Below are 18,709 nucleotides of genomic sequence, written 5' to 3'. Positions count from 1 at the left end.
ATCCGCTCCAGGTCACCCGATGGGCCCTCAATGTGACCAAGGGCACTTTCTCGGAGGCGGCCTCGACAGCCCTCAACGCGTCTGCCGCGAGTGCGCGGCAGAGCGCGATCGTGGCCGAGGCGGTGCTGGGTTCGGTCCCCGCGCTGGAGGTCCCGCACTCCTGGAGCGGTCTGTCACGGGCGGACGGCGGCCTGGAAGTCGCAACGACGCCCTCGGCGGCTTCGGTGGCGGATCGCATCCGCCGAAGAGCACCGATGCCCAGGCCAGGGCCAGTCGAACCGGCGATGGTCAGGTCATGGCCCACCCGTCGCGGTCGGCTCAGGGGTGGTTGCCCTCCGCACGGCCCGCTGAGGGGGGTGGGGAGGTCGCAGGGGCCCGGGCGGTGGGGGATGTGAGCTGACGCCTCCGCTCCATCCCCAGGCACCACCGGGTCTCCCGGGGTCCACCAGATCCACCGGGATCGCCGGGATCACCGGGACGACGCAGCCCGTTGGATTCCAGCAGCCCGTTGGAGTCCAGCCGGTTGGAGTCCAGCTCGTCCAGGTCCAGCAGCCCGTTGGAGTGCAGCCTGTTCTGATCCCGACCCGCTCCGCTGGTTGGCCCTTGCCGGCGTCGCTGTGCTGTCCGCGGTGGTTTGCTGCCTGGCCCTCGCGAGAGCCGGCGCTCCTGGTGACGCGGCTTTGCTGAGGAGGGCGGGGCGCGATGAGACGGGCGGTTCCGGCGGGGAGACGGAACGGCAGACGCTGTCCACCAGGGAGATCGAGTGGCGGGCACCGTCCACCGGAGGGCGCTGATCCGAGGGATCGGGCGCTGAGCGGGGGCGTTGGTGGGCGTTCTTGTGCGGGAGATTCCGTACGGGGTGCAGCGCCCGGTACAGCGCCGTGGCGTTGCACCACATGGCTCAGCGCAAAACGCCAAGTTCCAGCCATATGGCTCAATATCTAAACATTGGCAGAGGGGTCTTGGGTCTTCATTGGTCTAGCCCGAAACGGTGTATGGGCCATCGAGTGACCCGCCTTCTGGTCGAGTGTCGATATTGCCCTGAATTCCCACCGAGAAGTCGTCATCTATGCCTGAAGGGTGCTTTCGGCTACCCGGCGCGGTATTCGGTGCTATTGCGCCGGAGGGGCTGGCGGTGATCGTCCTGGAAGAGGATGAATTGCCACTTCGTAAGGGCGGCCGCTGTATGTCGCCCCATCGTTGAGCGGTAGCGTGTCCGACCGGCTCACCGTCCAGGGCGGACCTTTCGTTACTGGCGGGTATTGCCGTGGTGGCTGGGCCTTCCGGCTGTCCTTGCCAGCTCCTCGAGGGCGAGGTCCGGCCATGGAAAGGGTCTTGTTCCCAGGCCGCGGGGCTAGGTGGACAGCGTTGTCAGATGGGGATCGAGGCTATGCGGGAGAGTCGAGTGACTGGCGGTGTCAAGCCCCTCGGCGCGGTGTCGCAGTCGGAATATGGCGGTCCGCGAAGAATGCTGTGCGGGATTGGTCTTCCACGCGTGTCAGATATCCGCGAGGTCTCAACTCGGGAAAGACTGCCGACCAACCTTGCTTTCGATCTTGCTCCGTTGACGTGAAGTGGACTATACCTATCGGCACCCGCACAGCTGTCGCACACACTGACGGGTCAGGGGGAAAAAAGGGGACGGTTGGCCGTGTGCCTATTCACTGCTGCCGTGATCTGGATCTCCCTGCGATCGCACAACCCGAGCTTCACTGATTTTCCTTCGGGAAAACACAGCAACTGACCGCGGTAACGGGGCCCTTCGCCTGAGGCGACACGGACGGGCGACCGGTTCACCGCCTGAGTCCTAATGAAGGCGAGGACTTGAGCATGGGATCCACTTCCGCCCACAACAATGGGGGCCTCGGCCGTCGTGATGTGATCAAGCGTTCTGCAGCGCTAGGCCTGATCACTGTTCCCACGATGGGCTTCCTCTCCGCCTGTGCCACCAGCGGTGGCGGCGACGACAACGACAAGAAGACCGAGACCCCCAAGGGCGAGACGTCCGCGGAGAACCCGCTCGGTGTGAAGAACGGCGCCGCTCTTGAGGCGTTCATCTTCAAGGGGGGCCTTGGCGACCAGTACGCCAAGGACGCGGAGGCCGACTACAAGACGAAGTACAAGGCCGACGTCAAGCACACCGGTACCCAGCAGGTCGGTCCGAAGCTCACCCCGCGCTTCGCGGGCGGCAACCCGCCGGACGTCATCGACAACTCCGGCGCCGACCACCTCGACATGAACAAGCTTTCCAGCCAGGGTCAGCTCCAGGACCTCAAGGCGCTCCTCGACGCGCCCTCGATGGATGACCCGGCGAAGAAGATTCGCGATGTCATCCACCCCAGCACCCTCGACAAGGGCATGCACGGCGACAAGTTCGACGTGCTCTACTACGCCTTCACCATCTACGGCACCTGGTACTCCCAGAAGCTGCTGGATGCCAAGGGCTGGACCTACCCCAAGACCCTCGACGAGATGGTCACCCTCTGCGGCGAGATCAAGAAGGCCGGTATCGCGCCCTGGACGTACGCGGGCAAGTTCCCGTACTACGTCCACTTCAACCTGTTCGCCCAGATCGCCAAGATCGGTGGCATCGAGCCCTGGATCGCCATCGACAACCTGGAGCCCAAGGCCTGGACCAGCAACGACGCGGTCAAGCAGGTCGTCGAGCACTATGAGGAGCTCGCGGCCAAGAAGTACTTCCTGGAAGGCAGCCAGGGCCTGACCCACATCCAGTCGCAGACCGCCTGGACCAGGAACAAGGCAGTCTTCATCCCCAACGGTTCCTGGGTCGAGAACGAGGCCGCCCCCACCACCCCGAAGGACTTCGGGATGGCGGTCGGTGCCCTCTTCGACGGCACGGGGGACAAGATGCCCACGGGCACCCTGCGCGGTGAGCCCAGCGAGCCGTACATCGTTTCCGCAAAGGGCAAGAATCCGACTGGCGGCATGGAACTGCTGCGCATCATGCTCTCCAAGAAGCACGCGCAGAACTTCGCCACCAAGGTCAAGTCCCTGACGTGTGTCCAGGACGCCACCGAGGGCATGACGCTCTCCCCTGGCCTCGCCTCCGCAAGCAAGGCCGTCAAGGCGGCTGGCCCCAACCTGATCAGCCTTCAGCTCCAAGAGTGGTACCCGGCTCTCACCGACGAGAAGATCGGCGGCTTGACCGGCCAGCTGCTCACCGGTGACCTGAAGGCCGCGGACTGGATCAAGAAGACCCAGGCGGAAGCGGACAAGGTTGCCAAGGACTCCTCCGTCGCCAAGTTCAAGCGCACCAGCTGACCTGACACGGACGTAGTCCATCGAAAGATCGAAAGATCGAAAGAGGGGAAGGGCCGGGAAGCACATGCAACACGGCAAATACCGATTCATTGTGGGCTTCCTGGCCCTACCTTTGATCATCTACGCGATCTTCGTGATCTCGCCGTTCATCCAGGCGTTCCAGATCTCGCTGACCGACTGGTCGGGCCTGACGGGCTCGTCCAAGTTCATCGGCATGGACAACTTCGAGCGGCTCTGGGAGAGCGACGACTTCTGGAACGCCCTACGCCACAACGTCTACATGCTGGCGCTGGTCCCCGTGATCACCCTGGGCCTGGGCCTCTTCTTCGCCTTCATGCTCAATGTGGGCGGCAAGAGCAAGAAGAACGAAGTCGTCACCGGTGTGACCGGCTCCAAGGTCTACAAGTTCGTCTTCTTCTTCCCGCAGGTCATCTCCATCACCATCGTCGCGGTCATCTGGTTCAACATCTACAACCCGGACCCCAACGACGGAATGCTCAACTCCCTGCTGGGCGCGATCGGTCTGGACGGCCTCCAGAACGCCTGGCTCGGCGAGAAGAGCCTTGCGCTCTGGTGCATCAGCGCCGTCATGGTCTGGGGTCATGTCGGCTTCTATGTGGTGCTGTTCTCCGCGGCCATGGCGTCCATCCCGCGGGACATCTACGAAGCCGCCCTGCTGGACGGAGCCAACCGCTTCCACACCTTCTTCAAGATCACCCTCCCGCTGCTGTGGGACACGGTGCAGACCGGCTGGGTGTACATGGGCATCATCGCCCTGGACGCCTTCGCCCTGGTCCAGATCATGTCGGTGAACATGGGTGGTCCCGACGGGGCCACGGACGTCATGCCGCTGAGGCTCTATCAGACGGCCTTCCGAGACAGTCAGTTTGGATACGCGTCCGCGATGGGCATCGCGATGCTCATTGTCACGATGACGTTCGCACTGCTCACCATGCGCTTCGCGCGGCGTGAGCGGATCGAGTACTAGGGGTACAGCGGATGACGACCGAAGAAATCGATGTGGTGGCGAAGCGGGAGCCCACGCCCGCCCCGGTCACCAAGACGCTGGGCCCGTCCAACGGCAGTAAGACCGAGGGCGGTGTGCTGAATGTCTTCTCGCACGGCATCCTCATCCTCTGGGGGCTGATGGTAGGCGTGCCCCTGCTGTGGGTGCTGTGGAGCGCCTTCAAGGACAGCAACGGCATTCTGACCGACCCCTGGGGTCTACCCACCTCCCTGCGCTGGGAGAACTGGGCCAACGCGTGGGACGACGCGAACATGGGCCAGTACTTCATCAACACCACGATCGTCGTCGGCGGCTCGGTCGTCGGCACGATGGTGCTCGGCTCCATGGCCGCCTATGTGCTGGCGCGGTTCACCTTCCCCGGCAACAGGTTTATCTACTACCTGTTTGTCGCGGGCATGTCGTTCCCCGTCTTCATGCTGGTCATCCCGCTCTTCTTTGTGATGCGGGACTTCCCCGGCAGCACACTGCTGGCGACGTACCACGGACTGATCCTGGTCTACATCGCCTACTCGCTGCCGTTCACCGTCTTCTTCATGACGTCGTTCTTCCGCAGCCTGCCGTCCTCGGTGGCGGAGGCAGCGATGATCGACGGAGCCTCGCACACGAGGACGTTCTTCCAGGTCATGCTGCCGATGGCCAAGCCCGGTCTGATCAGCATCGGCATCTTCAACTTCCTGGGTCAGTGGAATCAGTATCTGCTGCCCATGGTCCTCAACCAGGAGGAGGACAAATACGTCCTCACCCAGGGCCTGGCGATGATCGCGCTCCAGCAGGGATATGAGAACGACTGGGGCGCGCTGATGGCGGGCATGATGATCGCCATGCTCCCGGTGCTCGCCGTCTACACGATCTTCCAGCGGCAGGTCCAGTCGGGCCTCACCGCGGGTGCGATCAAGTAGCGCTCGGCCGCCCGGTCGGGCCGTGACGCTCCTCGTCTCGTCGACGCTCCTCATACCGGTCTGAGTCGTCCTCGTGTCCCACGGTGAGCACCGTGGGACCCACGGCCCAGGGACCGACCGGACGATGTGGAAGCCGAAGGCCCCGGTGGATTCTCCTCCGCCGGGGCCTTCGACGTACCGTGATGCGGAAGTCTTGACGTGACGACTGCTCCCGCAGTGAGCTTGGGCTTCACTAGTTGAAGGACATCAGCGAAGCCCCTCAGCGCTCTCCCGGCCGATGGTCCGGTCGGGAGGCCCCTCGGCGGACAGGAGTGGATCAAGCCCATGGAGACTCCGGGATCGCAGACCTCTCTGCACCGGGCCAACCGCGAACGCGTGGTGCGAGCCGTCCGTATGGCGGGTTCCCTCACCCAGGCTGAGATCGCCCGCGGCACCGGACTCTCGGCCGCCACCGTCTCCAACATCGTCCGGGAACTGAAGGACAGCGGAACCGTCGAGGTCACACCCACCTCCGCGGGTGGCCGCCGAGCACGGAGCATCTCGCTCAGCGCCGATGCGGGCATCGTCATCGGCCTTGACTTCGGGCACGACCGGTTGCGCGCCGCGGTCGCCAACCTCGCCCGCCAGATCCTCGCCGAGGAGTCCTGGCCGCTCGCCTCCGACACCTCCGCCGACGAGGGCATTGACCGAGCGGAGGAGCTGGTCAACCGGCTGATCGCGACCATCGGAGCGGACCGGCGGAAGCTCGTGGGGGTGGGCCTTGCCGTGCCCGCGCCCGTGGACGCCCAGTCAGGTGTCCTCGGACCCACCTCCATGCTTCCCGGTTGGAGCGGCACGGATCCTGGCGCTGAGCTGTCCCGCCGGCTCGGCGTTCCCGTCCACACCGACAACGACGCCAATCTGGGCGCGTTGGGCGAGCTGGTCTGGGGCGGCCGAGGCGTACGGGACCTCGCCTACATCAAGGTCGCCGGCGGGGTGGGCGCGGGACTGGTGATGGACGGCCGGATCTATCGCGGCCCGGGCGGTACGGCGGGTGAGATCGGGCACATCACCCTGGACGAATCCGGGCCCGTCTGCCGCTGCGGCAACCGTGGCTGTCTGGAGACCTTCGCCGCCGAACGCTATCTGCTGCCCCTGCTCACGCCCAGCCATGGACCGGATCTCACCGTGGAGCGCGTGGTGCGGCTCGCACGCGACGGCGACCCCGGCTGCCGCCGGGTCATCGCCGATGTGGGCCGCCATGTCGGCAGCGGCGTGGCCAGCCTCTGCAATCTGCTCAATCCCAGCCTGGTCGTCCTCGGCGGGGCCATCGCCGAGGCCGGGGACCTGGTCCTCGCACCCATCCGGGAGTCCTTGTCGCGGTATGCGCTGCCGAGCGCCGCCGATCAGCTCACGGTCGCTTCCGCGGCCCTGGGGGCGCGGGCCGAGGTGCTGGGCGCGCTCGCCCTGGTGCTGAGCGAGATGGGCGACTCGGACCTCCTCGACGGGGTCCGACCGCTCGGTTCCTCCTGACGCGGCCCAACGGGGCCAGTCAGATGACTGCGTTCACTCACGGAATCATGGCAGCGTTGTCATCGCTGGGAGTGTTCAACCCTTGACGTTGGATAGCGGGTCCGGCGTACTTCTCGACCGGCCCCTGCGGTCCTCGGCAGTCCTGTCGGCGGACCAGGCAGGGCAGTGGGCACCGGGGCTGAGGAGGAGTGGAGGCCGCGGTAGTGCCGCAACGGCATGGGAACCGTTCGGCCGCCAAGAGCGTGGACACCCTCAGGGGGCGTGGAGACGCAACGCCGCGCCGCAGCCGTACGCCGCGCTCCCCACCGTAGTTCGGCGACAGCATCAGAAGCCCTGCATTGCCACGGACCGGAGTGGGTATCCGCCATTGGCGTGATGCAGAACCCACCGCCCGATGACCAAGGCCGGGCGCGGAACATTAGACTCGGTCAAATCGGCACTTCCGGCCGGTTCGATACGCAACGCTCGACCAGCTCAATACGCAAGGAGGCACGGGTGGCACTGCTTACCCGTATCAAGGGACCGCGCGATCTGGACCGGCTCAACCCGGAGCAGCTGGATCAGCTGGCCGAAGAGATCCGGACGTTCCTCGTGGACGCCGTTTCCAAGACCGGAGGCCACCTAGGTCCCAACCTCGGCGTGGTCGAGCTGACCATCGCCCTGCACCGCGTCTTCGACTCCCCGAAGGACAAGGTCCTCTGGGACACCGGACACCAGAGCTATGTGCACAAACTGCTCACCGGTCGCCATGACTTCTCCCGGCTGAAGATGAAGGGCGGTCTCTCCGGCTACCCGGCACGGGCGGAGTCCGACCACGACATCATCGAGAACTCCCACGCCTCCACGGTCCTCGGCTGGGCCGATGGCCTCGCCAAGGCCAATGAGGTGCGCAAGCAGGACGACCATGTGGTCGCGGTCATCGGCGACGGCGCCCTCACCGGCGGTATGGCCTGGGAGGCGCTGAACAACATCGCCGCCGCCAAGGACCGCCCGCTGGTCATCGTCGTCAATGACAACGAGCGCTCCTACGCTCCGACCATCGGCGGCCTCGCCAACCACCTGGCCACCCTGCGCACCACCGACGGGTATGAGCGCTTCCTGGCCCGGGGCAAGGACATCCTGGGCCGCACCCCCGTCGTCGGCAAGCCGCTCTACGAGACGCTGCACGGCGCGAAGAAGGGCCTCAAGGACTTCATCGCACCGCAGGGCATGTTCGAGGACCTCGGGCTGAAGTACGTCGGCCCCATCGACGGCCATGACATCGAAGCCCTGGAATCCGCGCTCGTCCGCGCCAAGCGCTTCGGCGGCCCGGTCATCGTCCACTGCCTCACCGAGAAGGGCCGTGGCTACCAGCCCGCCCTTCAGGACGAGGCGGACCGCTTCCACGCGGTTGGCAAGATCCACCCCGATACGGGGCTGCCCATCGCCAGCTCCGGTCTTGACTGGACCTCCGTCTTCGGCGAGGAGATGGTCAAGCTCGGCGAGGAGCGCGACGACATCGTGGCGATCACCGCCGCCATGCTCCAGCCCGTGGGTCTCGAAAAGTTCGCCAAGGCGTTCCCCGACCGGGTCTATGACGTCGGCATCGCCGAGCAGCACGCGGCGGTCTCCGCGGCCGGTCTGGCGACCGGTGGCGTCCACCCCGTCTTCGCGGTCTACGCCACCTTCCTCAACCGCGCCTTCGACCAGGTGCTGATGGACGTGGCCCTGCACAAGTGCGGAGTGACCTTCGTCCTGGACCGCGCAGGGGTCACCGGCACCGACGGCGCGTCCCACAACGGTATGTGGGACATGTCGCTCCTTCAGATCGTCCCCGGTCTACGGCTCGCCGCCCCGCGTGACGCCGATCAGGTCCGCGCCCAACTGCGTGAGGCCGTCGCCGTCGACGACGCCCCGACCGTGGTGCGCTTCTCCAAGGGCGCGGTCGGCCCGGCGGTCAAGGCCGTCGGCCGCATCGGCGGCATGGACGTACTGCGCCACGCCGGTACGGAGCACTCCGAGCGCCCCGACGTCCTGCTGGTTTCGGTGGGCGCGCTCGCCCCGATGTGTCTGGAGATCGCCGACCTGCTGGACAAGCAGGGCATCTCCACCACCGTCGTCGACCCGCGTTGGGTCAAGCCGGTGGATGAGGCGCTCGCCCCGCTCGCCGAGCGACACCAGGTGGTCGTCACGGTCGAGGACAACATTCGGGTGGGCGGTGTGGGCTCCGCGGTCGCGCAGGCGCTGCGCGACGCGGGCGTGGACGTACCGCTGCGCGACTTCGGCATTCCGCCGCGGTTCCTCGACCATGCCACCCGCAAGGAGGTGATGGCGGAGATCGGTCTCACCGCGCCCGACATCGCCCGGCAGGTCACCGGCCTGGTCAGCAGGCTCGACGGCCGCTTCGCCGATGAGCCGAGCTCGACGGGCGAGGCAGTGGAGCCGGTGCGCGACTGACGGATTCCGCGCTACCGCCCGAGGGCGTGTGCGTGGCGATGGGCCGGGAGGTCACCCTGGACGGGTGGTCCTTCCGGCCCATTCGCGTGAACTCCACCCAAACGGCCGCCTGTGTGCCATCGACCGTCCCGATCATGACGGGACGACGAGCGCGGAGGTGCACGGTGAGCACACACACAGACCCCCCAGGCCGAACGGGTGTCTTCCGAACCAAGGGCATCGAGCAGTCCATCCGCGACACAGAGGAGCCGGAGCACGCGCTCAGCAGATCGCTGTCCGCGCTCGACCTCACCGTCTTCGGGGTCGGTGTCATCATCGGCACCGGTATTTTCGTTCTCACCGGCGCGGTGGCCAAGCAGAACGCGGGACCCGCCACGGCCATCGCCTTCGCCGTGGCGGGAGTGGTCTGCGCCCTCGCGGCCCTGTGCTACGCGGAGTTCGCGTCCACCGTCCCGGTGGCCGGCTCGGCGTACACCTTCGCCTTCGCCTCCCTCGGCGAGCTTCCCGCCTGGATCATCGGCTGGGACCTGGTGCTGGAGTTCGCGCTGGGTACGGCGGTGGTGGCCGTCGGCTGGTCCGGCTATGTCCGCTCACTCCTGGACAATGTGGGCTGGCAGCTGCCCGACGCTCTTTCCGGTACGAATCACACCTTCGGTTTCGCCTTCGATCTGCTGGCCTTTCTGCTGGTCCTGGTGCTCACCGGCGTCCTCGTCCTCGGGATGAAGCTCTCCGCCCGGGTCACCACGGTGGTCGTGGCCATCAAGGTCGGGGTCGTCCTGCTGGTCATCGTCGCCGGTGCCTTCTTCATCAAGGTGTCGAACTACAGCCCCTTCATCCCCCCGGCGGTGAAGACGGAAGGTGCTTCAGGTCTGCAAGAGCCCCTCATCCAAGTGCTGTTCGGCTACGCGCCCACCAACTTCGGCGTGTTGGGCATCTTCACCGCCGCGTCGGTGGTCTTCTTCGCCTTCATCGGCTTCGATGTGGTGGCGACCGCCGCCGAGGAGACCAAACTGCCGCAGCGGGACATGCCCCGGGGCATCCTCGGCTCCCTCGTCATCTGCACGACGTTGTACGTGGCGGTCTCGATCGTCGTCACCGGAATGCAGCACTACAGCGAGCTCTCCATCGACGCGCCGCTGGCCGACGCCTTCAAGGCGACCGGCCACCCCTGGTACGCGGGAGTCATCAGCTTCGGTGCCGCCGTCGGCCTCACCACCGTCTGCATGATCCTGCTGCTCGGCCAGACCCGGGTGTTCTTCGCCATGAGCCGCGACGGGCTGCTCCCGCGCTTCTTCTCCCGGGTGCACCCGCGGTACCGGACGCCGTACCGCGCCACGGTTCTGCTCGGTGTGGTGATCGCGATCATCGCGGGCTTCACCAGCATCGAGGAACTGGCGACCCTGGTGAACATCGGCACGCTCTTCGCCTTTGTCGTGGTCGCGATCGGTGTGGTCATCCTGCGCCGTACCCGCCCCGATCTGCCCCGTGCCTTCCGCACCCCACTGGTGCCCTGGCTGCCGATCGCCTCGGTGGCGGCCTCCGTCTGGCTGATGCTCAACCTGCCCACCGAGACCTGGCTGCGCTTTGGCATCTGGATGGTGCTGGGCGTGCTCGTCTACTTCTGGTACGGACGGCGACACAGCAGGCTCGACCCCCACCAGATCGCCAGCGCCGACTCCCCGTCGGACGAGGTGCGGTAGACCGCTGACACCGCTGACACCGCTGATACCGCGGGCGAGTCGGCGGGCCGGAGTCGCACGAGGACTGATGTGCGCGGCCGTCGCGTCGGGCCCGAGCCGGTGGCCTACTCCGACTCGGAGCCGTACACCGTTCTGGGGCCCACGGTCTGGGCGCCCATCTGGGTCACTCGCTGACGAAGCCCGCGGTCTGCCGTGACGACCACACAGGGCCGGTCACGGGCTTCGGCGGCCAACTGCACGATGTGGTCGTCCCCGCTGCCCGGAGCCTCGGACACCCGAACCCCGGGCACCGATTCCACTCCGCGTGCCGCGCCCTCCACCACCAGCACGATCTCCAACTCGCCGGGGATTCCCGGAATACCGGCGTCTGCGTGCCCGGCAAGCCGGTCCCGAAGGCGTTCGGAGGCTCCGCGCCTGTCGCGCCACCAACCGTCGGGGACCGATCCCACGACATTGGCGCTGTCCACGATCAACAGGGTCAGGGGCTGGTGCGCCATCAGCCGCGCGCCCGGTCGGCGGTCACGGTGTTCATTGCCTTCACTGCGCTTGTCGCCCGTCGCTCGTTCGTCCCTGGCCGGTCGCTGAACTGCCCCTCACCAGAACGTATTCCGTGGATGGCCGCGAGTCGATGGCTACGCGGCCGTGGCGGCTCGGGTTCGGTGTTCTCCTCACCGACGGTGTCAAGGACCGGGTGGGTGCGGTGGACAGGACGTGTCCTTGGGACGGCGGATGCCTGGCCGGGCCCTCCTCGTGAGGAACGGGCCGTGAGCGCAGGGGCCATCGCGATGGTGAACGTGATCGCCATCGCGATCATCGTTGTTGCAATCGTTACGGTCTCGGCCCGGTTGACCATCATTGTTGGATAAAGATAGCCGAGTGCTGACCGCCCCCACCGCCGGTCGACGACGATCTCGTAGCCCTTTCTGTGGCCCTTCCCGCAGCCGGTGCCCGTGGTGTCGTGCCGCCCACCACGGGAGGCCGCCCCACGCGCGTCGAAAAAGCGTGGCCGATGGCGTGCCGGTCGCCACCGCTGGGCCTTGCGGAACGCCCAGCGCCCCTGACCTGACCATTTCCCGGGCCGGGGAGCGACCGGCCCGGGAACAACGGGTCCCACCCGCCTGGCGGGGCCGTAGAGCCCCTCTGGGCGGATCATGACGTTGGGCCCCGGCCCGGACGATCGACGCCGTCACCGTGGCGCACAGCGGTTACCGGGTATCTCGGGTCCTACGACGGAAGACGACGAAGGGGCTGTCCGGGAAACCCGGACAGCCCCTTGGTGGTCACACCGTGCGTCAGACGGGGACGCTCGCCACACCCGGGGCCAGGAACGGCTTGCCGTTGACCCGCTGGGAGACGCCCTCACGGTCCAGATACGGCGTGACGCCGCCCAGATGGAACGGCCAGCCCGCGCCCGTGATCAGACAGAGGTCGATGTCCTGGGCCTCCGCCACCACGCCTTCCTGAAGCATCAGCCCGATCTCCTGAGCCACCGCGTCCAGCACCCGGGCCCTGGTCTGCTCATCGGTCAGCACCACATCGCCCTGGACCAGCAGCGCCGCGACCTCGGGGTCCAACTCCGGCTTCCCGGAGTCGTACACATAGAAGCCACGCTTCCCGGCCTTGACGACCGCCTGGAGATTGGGGGAGACCGTAAAGCGCTCGGGGAAGGCCCGGTTGAGGGTCTCGGACACATGCAGCCCGATCGCCGGACCCACCAACTCCAGTAGCACCAGCGGTGACATCGGCAGCCCGAGCGGCTCCACGGCCTTCTCCGCCACGGCGACCGGGGTGCCCTCGTCGATGACGTTCTGGATCTCGCCCATGAAGCGCGTCAGGATGCGGTTCACCACGAACGCCGGAGCGTCCTTGACCAGGACCGCGGTCTTCTTCAGCTTCTTGGCCACCCCGAAGGCCGTCGCCAGCGCGGCATCGTCGGTCTGCTCGCCGCGCACGATCTCCAGCAGCGGCAGGATCGCCACCGGGTTGAAGAAGTGGAAACCGACGACCCGCTCGGGATGCTTGAGCTTGGACGCCATCTCGGACACCGAGAGCGAGGAGGTGTTGGTGGCGAGGATGGCGTGGGCCGGGGCGACCGCCTCCACCTCGGCGAACACCTGCTGCTTGACGCCCATCTCCTCGAAGACGGCCTCGATGACGAAGTCGGCGTCAGCGAAGCCCTCGGCCTTGTCCAGCACACCGGTGACCAGGGCCTTGAGCCGATTGGCCCGGTCCTGGTTGATGCGCCCCTTGCCCAGCAACTTGTCGATCTCCGCGTGGACATAGCCCACACCCCTGTCGATCCGCTCCTGGTCGATATCGGTGAGCACCACCGGTACCTCAAGCCGGCGCAGGAAGAGCAGTGCCAACTGCGAGGCCATCAGACCCGCGCCGACCACACCGACCTTGGTGACCGGGCGGGCCAGCGCCCGGTCCGGAGCGCCGACCGGGCGCTTGGCCCGCTTCTGCACCAGATTGAAGGCGTAGATACCGCTGCGCAGCTCGCCCCCCATGATCAGATCGGCCAGCGCCCGGTCCTCAGCGTCGAAACCGGCCTGGAAGTCACCGTTCTTGGCGGCGGCGATGATGTCCAGGGCCCGGTAGGCGGCCGGGGCCGCGCCATGCACCTTGGAGTCGGCGATGAAGCGCCCGCGGGCCACCGCCGCGTCCCATGCCTCGCCACGGTCGATCTCGGCCCGCCCCACGACGATCTCGCCCTTGAGGACGGCGGCGGTCCAGGAGAGCGACTGCTCCAGGAAGTCCGCGCCCTCGAAGATCGCGTCGGCGATGCCGAGTTCGAAGACCTGGGCACCCTTCAACTGGCGGTTCTGGTTGAGCGAGTTCTCGATGATCACCGTCACCGCGCGGTCCGCGCCGATCAGGTTCGGCAGCAGGGTGCAGCCGCCCCAGCCGGGCACCAGCCCGAGGAAGACCTCGGGCAGCGAGAAGGCGGGCAGGGCGCTGGAGACCGTACGGTACGAGCAGTGCAGCCCGACCTCGACACCGCCACCCATCGCCGCGCCGTTGTAGTACGCGAACGTGGGCACCGCGAGCGCGGAGAGCCGTTTGAAGACATCGTGGCCGCCCAAGCCGATCGCGAGCGCGTCCGAGTGGTTCCTCAGCAGCTCAACGCCCTTGAGATCGGCGCCGACCGCGAAGATGAACGGCTTGCCGGTGAGACCGACACCCACGATCGAGCCCTCGGACGCCTCCCGCTCGACCTGGTCGATCGCCGCGCTCAGCCGGGCCAGGGACTGCGGCCCGAACGTGGTCGGCTTGGTGTGGTCAAGCCCGTTGTCCAGGGTGATCAGCGCGAACCGGCCCACGCCGAAGGGCAGATCGAGATGGCGCACATGCGCGCTGGTGACAACCTCGTCCGGGAACAGTTCGGCTGCTCCCGTCAGCAGTTCAGCGGTACTCACTTGTCGCCTCCGTCGAAGTGCGGGTTCTCCCAGATGACCGATGCGCCCATGCCGAAGCCGACGCACATGGTGGTCAGGCCGTAGCGGACCTGCGGCTGCTCCTCGAACTGGCTGGCCAGCTGGGTCATCAGCCGGACACCGGAGGACGCCAGCGGGTGGCCGAAGGCGATGGCGCCGCCGTACTGGTTGACGCGAGCGTCGTCATCGGCGATGCCGTAGTGCTCCAGGAAGGCCAACACCTGGACGGCGAACGCCTCATTGATCTCGAAAAGGCCGATATCGCCGATCGAAAGGCCGGCCTTGGCCAGCGCCTTCTCGGTCGCCGGGATCGGGCCGTACCCCATGACCTCGGGCTCGACTCCCGTGTACGCGAAGGAGACCAGCCGCATCTTCACCGGCAGACCGTGCTCACGGGCGAAGTCCTCGGCGGCGATCAATGACGCGGTGGCACCGTCGTTGAGACCTGCGGCGTTGCCCGCGGTGACCCGGCCGTGCGGCCGGAACGGGGTCTTCAGCGTGGCGAGGTTCGCCAGCGTGGTGCCCGGGCGCATCGGCTCGTCCGCGGTGGACAGACCCCAGCCGGTCTCACCGCCCGCGGGGTCGGTGCGGCGCACCGAGATGGGCACCAGGTCCTGCTGGATCCTTCCGTTGGCGTACGCCTTCGCGGCCTTCTCCTGCGAACGCACCGCGTACTCATCGGCGCGCAGCTTGGTGATGGTCGGGTAGCGGTCGTGCAGGTTCTCCGCGGTCATGCCCATGAACAGGGCCGACTCATCGACGAGCTTCTCGCTCACGAACCGCGGGTTGGGGTCGACCCCTTCGCCCATCGGGTGGCGCCCCATGTGCTCCACGCCGCCCGCCAGGACCACGTCGTACGCGCCGAAGGCGATGGCGCCCGCGGTGGTGGTGACGGCGGTCATCGCGCCCGCGCACATACGGTCGATGGAGTACCCGGGTACGGACTGCGGCAGCCCGGCGAGGATGCCGGCGGTACGCCCGAGGGTGAGTCCCTGGTCGCCGATCTGCGTGGTGGCGGCGATGGCCACCTCGTCGATGCGGGCCGGGTCGAGGCCGGGATTGCGGCGCAGCAGTTCTCGGATGGCCTTCACGACAAGATCGTCGGCCCGGGTCTCGTGGTAGATGCCCTTCGGGCCCGCCTTGCCGAACGGGGTGCGGACGCCGTCGACGAAGACGACGTCCCTGACGGTACGAGGCACGTTGGCTCTCCTCCAGGGTGCGGATGGCACTGCTGCGGGACGCGGCTGAGCGCGCGCTTTCCTGAGGCCATGCTACTTGTGAGTAACCATCGTGCCCAGTCCCATCGCGGTGAGCGGTCAAGGTCACAGCGGAGCGGGTCCGCCGCACACCGGTGCGCGGGGCCACCGGCCCGGGCCGTCGGAACGCGGCGAGACCCATCGCCCGATGGGAAGCCGGGGACCGGACCTGGGCGTGTCCGGGGCGGGAACCGCGGGTCAGGGAGCGGCCCCGGAGCCGGTGCGCCAAGCGTGGGAACGATCCTGGCCACCGTGTCGGTACGCCGGGGGAGAGCCGGGCGGGTGGGCGTCGCCGCGTTCCCGGCAGCGCTGGGAACCCCGCTGAAGCCATGGGTCCGCAGCCCGTACGTCGGCCAAGCCGATTCCCCGGGGCGGCGGCCGGTGTCGGCGTGTCATCGACCGCCCTACCCGGCCGGTCAGCGCTCGGCACCCGGCCCGCTTCTCCCGCGGACCGGGCGGCGGCCCCTGCTGCGGGGCCCGGGGTCAGTCCGTCGCTGCGACCGCTTCGGACAGCAGCGGGGCCACCAACTCGATCTGCCAGGGGCGCGCACCCAGTTCCGCCAGCGCCTCGGCGACACCCTCGGTGGACGGGTCGGCCGGCGGCTCCCAGCAGACCCTGCGGACCGTGTCCGGGGTGATCAGGTTCTCCTGCGGCAGATTCAACTCCTCCGCCAGCGCCGACACCGCCGAGCGCGCGGCCGAGAGCCGTGCCGCCGCGGCCGGGTCCTTGTCCGCCCAGGAGCGAGGCGGTGGCGGTCCGTTCAGCGGCTGGCCCGGCTGGGGCAGCTCCGCATCCGGGAGCGCCTTCGCCCGGTCGACCGCCGCCTGCCACTGATCCAGCTGCCGCCGGCCCATCCGGTGGCCGAAGCCGGCCAGCGCGGTCAGCGCCTGCACGTTCGCCGGGACCGACAGCGCGGCCTCGATGATCGCGTTGTCGCTCAGGACCTTGCCCGGTGACACGTCGCGCCGCTGCGCGACCCGGTCACGGGCCGTCCACAGCTCCCGTACGACGGCCATCTGACGGCGTCGACGTACCTTGTGCATTCCTGAGGTGCGCCGCCAGGGGTCCTTGCGCGGGGGAGCGGGCGGGGCGCTGGCGATGGCGTCGAACTCCTGGTGGGCCCAGTCCAGTTTGCCCTGGCGGTCCAGTTCCTTCTCCAGCGCGTCCCGGAGGTCGATGAGCAGTTCCACATCGAGTGCCGCATACCGCAGCCAGGGCTCGGGCAGTGGCCTGGTGGACCAGTCGACCGCCGAGTGCCCCTTCTCCAAGGCGTATCCGAGGACCGATTCGACCATTGCCCCGAGCCCCACCCTCGGGAACCCGGCGAGGCGCCCGGCCAGCTCGGTGTCGAAGAGGCGGGAGGGCACCATGCCTATGTCCCGCAGGCAGGGCAGGTCCTGGGTGGCGGCGTGGAGGATCCACTCCGTATCGGCGAGGGCTTCGCCGAGGCTGGAGAGGTCCGGGCAGCCGACGGGATCGATCAGGGCGCTGCCCGCGCCCTCTCGGCGCAGCTGTACGAGGTAGGCCCGCTGGCCGTAGCGGTAGCCCGATGCGCGCTCGGCATCGACGGCCACGGGTCCGCTGCCGGCGGCGAAGGCGGCGATCACCTCGGCGAGCGCAGCGTCATCCGTGACCACCGGAGGAATGCCCTCACGGGGTTCCAGAAGGGGGATAGGAGGTACTTCGGCTGCGACGCCGGCGTCCGGGGGAGCGCCCCCGGCGGTTCGCAGTGCGGTCTCTGCTGCGGGGTCATGGGCGTCGGTCACGTGTCAAGGGTATCTGTCAGCGGAGCGCGCCTGTCGACGTAACGTTCCGTCGACAGGCGCGGACGAGGTCGCGGATGGGTGGCTGAGCGGTCAGTGGATGATGCCCGTGCGCAGGGCCACCGCCACCATTCCGGCCCGGTCGCCCGTGCCGAGCTTGCGTGCGATGCGGGCGAGATGGCTTTTCACGGTGAGGGCGGAGAGTCCCATGGAGACCCCGATCGCCTTGTTGGACTGGCCCTCGGCGACCAACCTGAGCACCTCGACCTCGCGCCCTGATAGCTCACGGTAACCGCCCGGGTGGCTCGGAGCACCCGGGGGGCGGCGGTGGCCGAGACGGGACGCTGCGGCGCCGATGGGGGCGGCGCCAGGTCGGGTCGGGTGCCCGATGTTGGTTCGGGTGCCAGTGACGACATAGCCCTTGACGCCGCCCGCGAGTGCGTTGCGTACGGCGCCGATGTCATCGGCCGCGGAGAGGGCGAGGCCATTGGGCCAGCCCGCTGCGCGGGTCTCGGACAGAAGAGTCAGCCCGGAACCGTCGGGCAGGTGGACGTCGGCAACACAGATGTCGCGTGGGTTGCCAACGCGGGGACGCGCCTCCGCGATGGACGACGCCTCGATCACGTCACGCACACCGAGCGCCCACAGATGGCGGGTCACGGTGGAGCGGACGCGCGGGTCGGCCACGACGACCATGGCCGTCGGTTTGTTTGGGCGGTAGGCGACCAGGCTTGCGGGCTGCTCAAGTAGAACGGACACCAGGCCTCCTGGGGAAGGTGCGGGACGGGCCGGCTCGGGGATGAAGCCGGGGCGAACCGTGCAGTTAGGGTCACTGACCTCTTCGGCACCAAAGCCGGCCGCCTTTAGAGAATGATCACGATTTGGTGAGTAACAATTGGTGCAATTAGGACGGGTGATCGATCATCCTACGAATGAGCTGACGGGTTGTTACCCGTGGGGCTATCGCTGATGAGGGGCGTTCTGGGGCCGATGGAACCGCCCGGGAGGGTGTGCCGGGAGAGGTGGGTTCCGCGGGTGAGCGGTCGCAGCCTGTGACGGTCCGGATCGACTCCGGGCCCGGCTCATGCCGTGGGGCGCGGCGGCCCTATCGGCTGACGCAGTGTCGAGCCGGCCGCGGTCGGCCGGCTCGGCTGAGCTGACCGTACCGTCTTTTGCCGCTCGCCTTCTGCCGCTCGCCAGGACGCCCGGCTGGGAAGGCCGCCGGCCGTGGTGCGTCGCGCGGAGCGGACGCTTCGAAGGGTGCGCCGATGCCGGCCGGCCCGCCCGGGTGCGGTCGGACGCCGGGTGCCCCGCGTCGACGCGGACCAGGTGACGGGGGTGGCCGCCCGGTGAGGGCCCCGGTGGCGATCGCGGCCCTCGGGGGCGGTGCGAGGAG

Annotated in this window: 13 protein-coding genes; 6 read left to right on the top strand and 7 right to left on the bottom strand. The window is 67.9% G+C overall.

Annotation, left to right across the window (positions count from 1 at the left end):
- Positions 1 to 238, bottom strand: a 238-nt coding sequence (locus NBG84_RS01950; RefSeq protein WP_250917446.1) for a hypothetical protein, incomplete at its 3' end; no start/stop codon positions are given.
- Positions 239 to 1,830: 1,592 nt separating this feature from the next.
- On the opposite strand from NBG84_RS01950, the gene ngcE reads away from it, so the two are divergent.
- The 6 genes from ngcE to NBG84_RS01920 all read left to right on the top strand — a co-directional run bounded on the left by ngcE (position 1,831) and on the right by NBG84_RS01920 (position 10,856).
- The gene (gene ngcE, locus NBG84_RS01945) at positions 1,831 to 3,282 is read left to right on the top strand and encodes an N-acetylglucosamine/diacetylchitobiose ABC transporter substrate-binding protein (protein ID WP_250917445.1); all 1,452 of its coding nucleotides are present in this window, start codon (positions 1,831 to 1,833) and stop codon (positions 3,280 to 3,282) included.
- 64 nt (positions 3,283 to 3,346) lie between these two features.
- Positions 3,347 to 4,270, top strand: a complete 924-nt coding sequence (locus NBG84_RS01940) for a carbohydrate ABC transporter permease (RefSeq protein WP_250917444.1) — start codon at positions 3,347 to 3,349, stop codon at positions 4,268 to 4,270.
- 11 nt (positions 4,271 to 4,281) lie between these two features.
- Complete coding sequence (locus NBG84_RS01935; RefSeq protein ID WP_250917443.1) at positions 4,282 to 5,208, top strand: carbohydrate ABC transporter permease; 927 nt, start codon at positions 4,282 to 4,284, stop codon at positions 5,206 to 5,208.
- A gap of 324 nt (positions 5,209 to 5,532) precedes the next feature.
- A complete protein-coding gene (locus tag NBG84_RS01930) occupies positions 5,533 to 6,720 on the top strand; it encodes an ROK family transcriptional regulator (protein WP_250917442.1) in 1,188 nt (395 codons plus the stop codon).
- A gap of 495 nt (positions 6,721 to 7,215) precedes the next feature.
- Entirely contained in the window at positions 7,216 to 9,156 is a 1,941-nt protein-coding gene (gene dxs / locus NBG84_RS01925) for a 1-deoxy-D-xylulose-5-phosphate synthase (protein ID WP_250917441.1), read from the top strand.
- Between the two features lie 164 nt (positions 9,157 to 9,320).
- On the top strand, positions 9,321 to 10,856 hold the full coding sequence (locus NBG84_RS01920; protein ID WP_250917440.1) for an amino acid permease: 1,536 nt from the start codon (positions 9,321 to 9,323) through the stop codon (positions 10,854 to 10,856).
- 104 nt (positions 10,857 to 10,960) lie between these two features.
- Here the strand turns inward: NBG84_RS01920 and NBG84_RS01915 are convergent, their stop codons facing one another.
- From NBG84_RS01915 to NBG84_RS01890, 6 genes are all read right to left on the bottom strand, one after another.
- Positions 10,961 to 11,353 (bottom strand): NTP pyrophosphohydrolase, encoded by a 393-nt coding sequence (locus NBG84_RS01915; protein WP_250917439.1) that lies wholly within the window; start codon positions 11,351 to 11,353, stop codon positions 10,961 to 10,963.
- Positions 11,353 to 11,661 carry a hypothetical protein gene (locus NBG84_RS01910; protein WP_250917438.1) on the bottom strand — a complete coding sequence of 103 codons (309 nt, stop codon included), beginning with the start codon at positions 11,659 to 11,661 and terminating at the stop codon, positions 11,353 to 11,355. The genes NBG84_RS01915 and NBG84_RS01910 overlap by 1 nt, the downstream gene beginning before the upstream one ends.
- A gap of 487 nt (positions 11,662 to 12,148) precedes the next feature.
- On the bottom strand, positions 12,149 to 14,275 hold the full coding sequence (locus NBG84_RS01905; protein WP_250917437.1) for a 3-hydroxyacyl-CoA dehydrogenase NAD-binding domain-containing protein: 2,127 nt from the start codon (positions 14,273 to 14,275) through the stop codon (positions 12,149 to 12,151).
- Positions 14,272 to 15,492, bottom strand: a complete 1,221-nt coding sequence (locus NBG84_RS01900; RefSeq protein ID WP_250917436.1) for a thiolase family protein — start codon at positions 15,490 to 15,492, stop codon at positions 14,272 to 14,274. The genes NBG84_RS01905 and NBG84_RS01900 overlap by 4 nt, the downstream gene beginning before the upstream one ends.
- Before the next feature lie 540 nt (positions 15,493 to 16,032).
- Positions 16,033 to 17,316: a ribonuclease D gene (locus NBG84_RS01895; RefSeq protein WP_250917435.1), complete on the bottom strand. Its 1,284-nt coding sequence runs from the start codon at positions 17,314 to 17,316 to the stop codon at positions 16,033 to 16,035.
- Positions 17,317 to 17,406: 90 nt separating this feature from the next.
- Complete coding sequence (locus tag NBG84_RS01890; RefSeq protein WP_250917434.1) at positions 17,407 to 18,072, bottom strand: LuxR C-terminal-related transcriptional regulator; 666 nt, start codon at positions 18,070 to 18,072, stop codon at positions 17,407 to 17,409.
- Between the last annotated feature and the right edge of the window lie 637 nt (positions 18,073 to 18,709).

Source organism: Streptomyces albipurpureus (assembly GCF_023701525.1).
In the GTDB taxonomy this organism is placed as follows: domain Bacteria; phylum Actinomycetota; class Actinomycetes; order Streptomycetales; family Streptomycetaceae; genus Streptomyces; species Streptomyces albipurpureus.
This window is presented reverse-complemented; position numbering and strand designations above follow the sequence as displayed.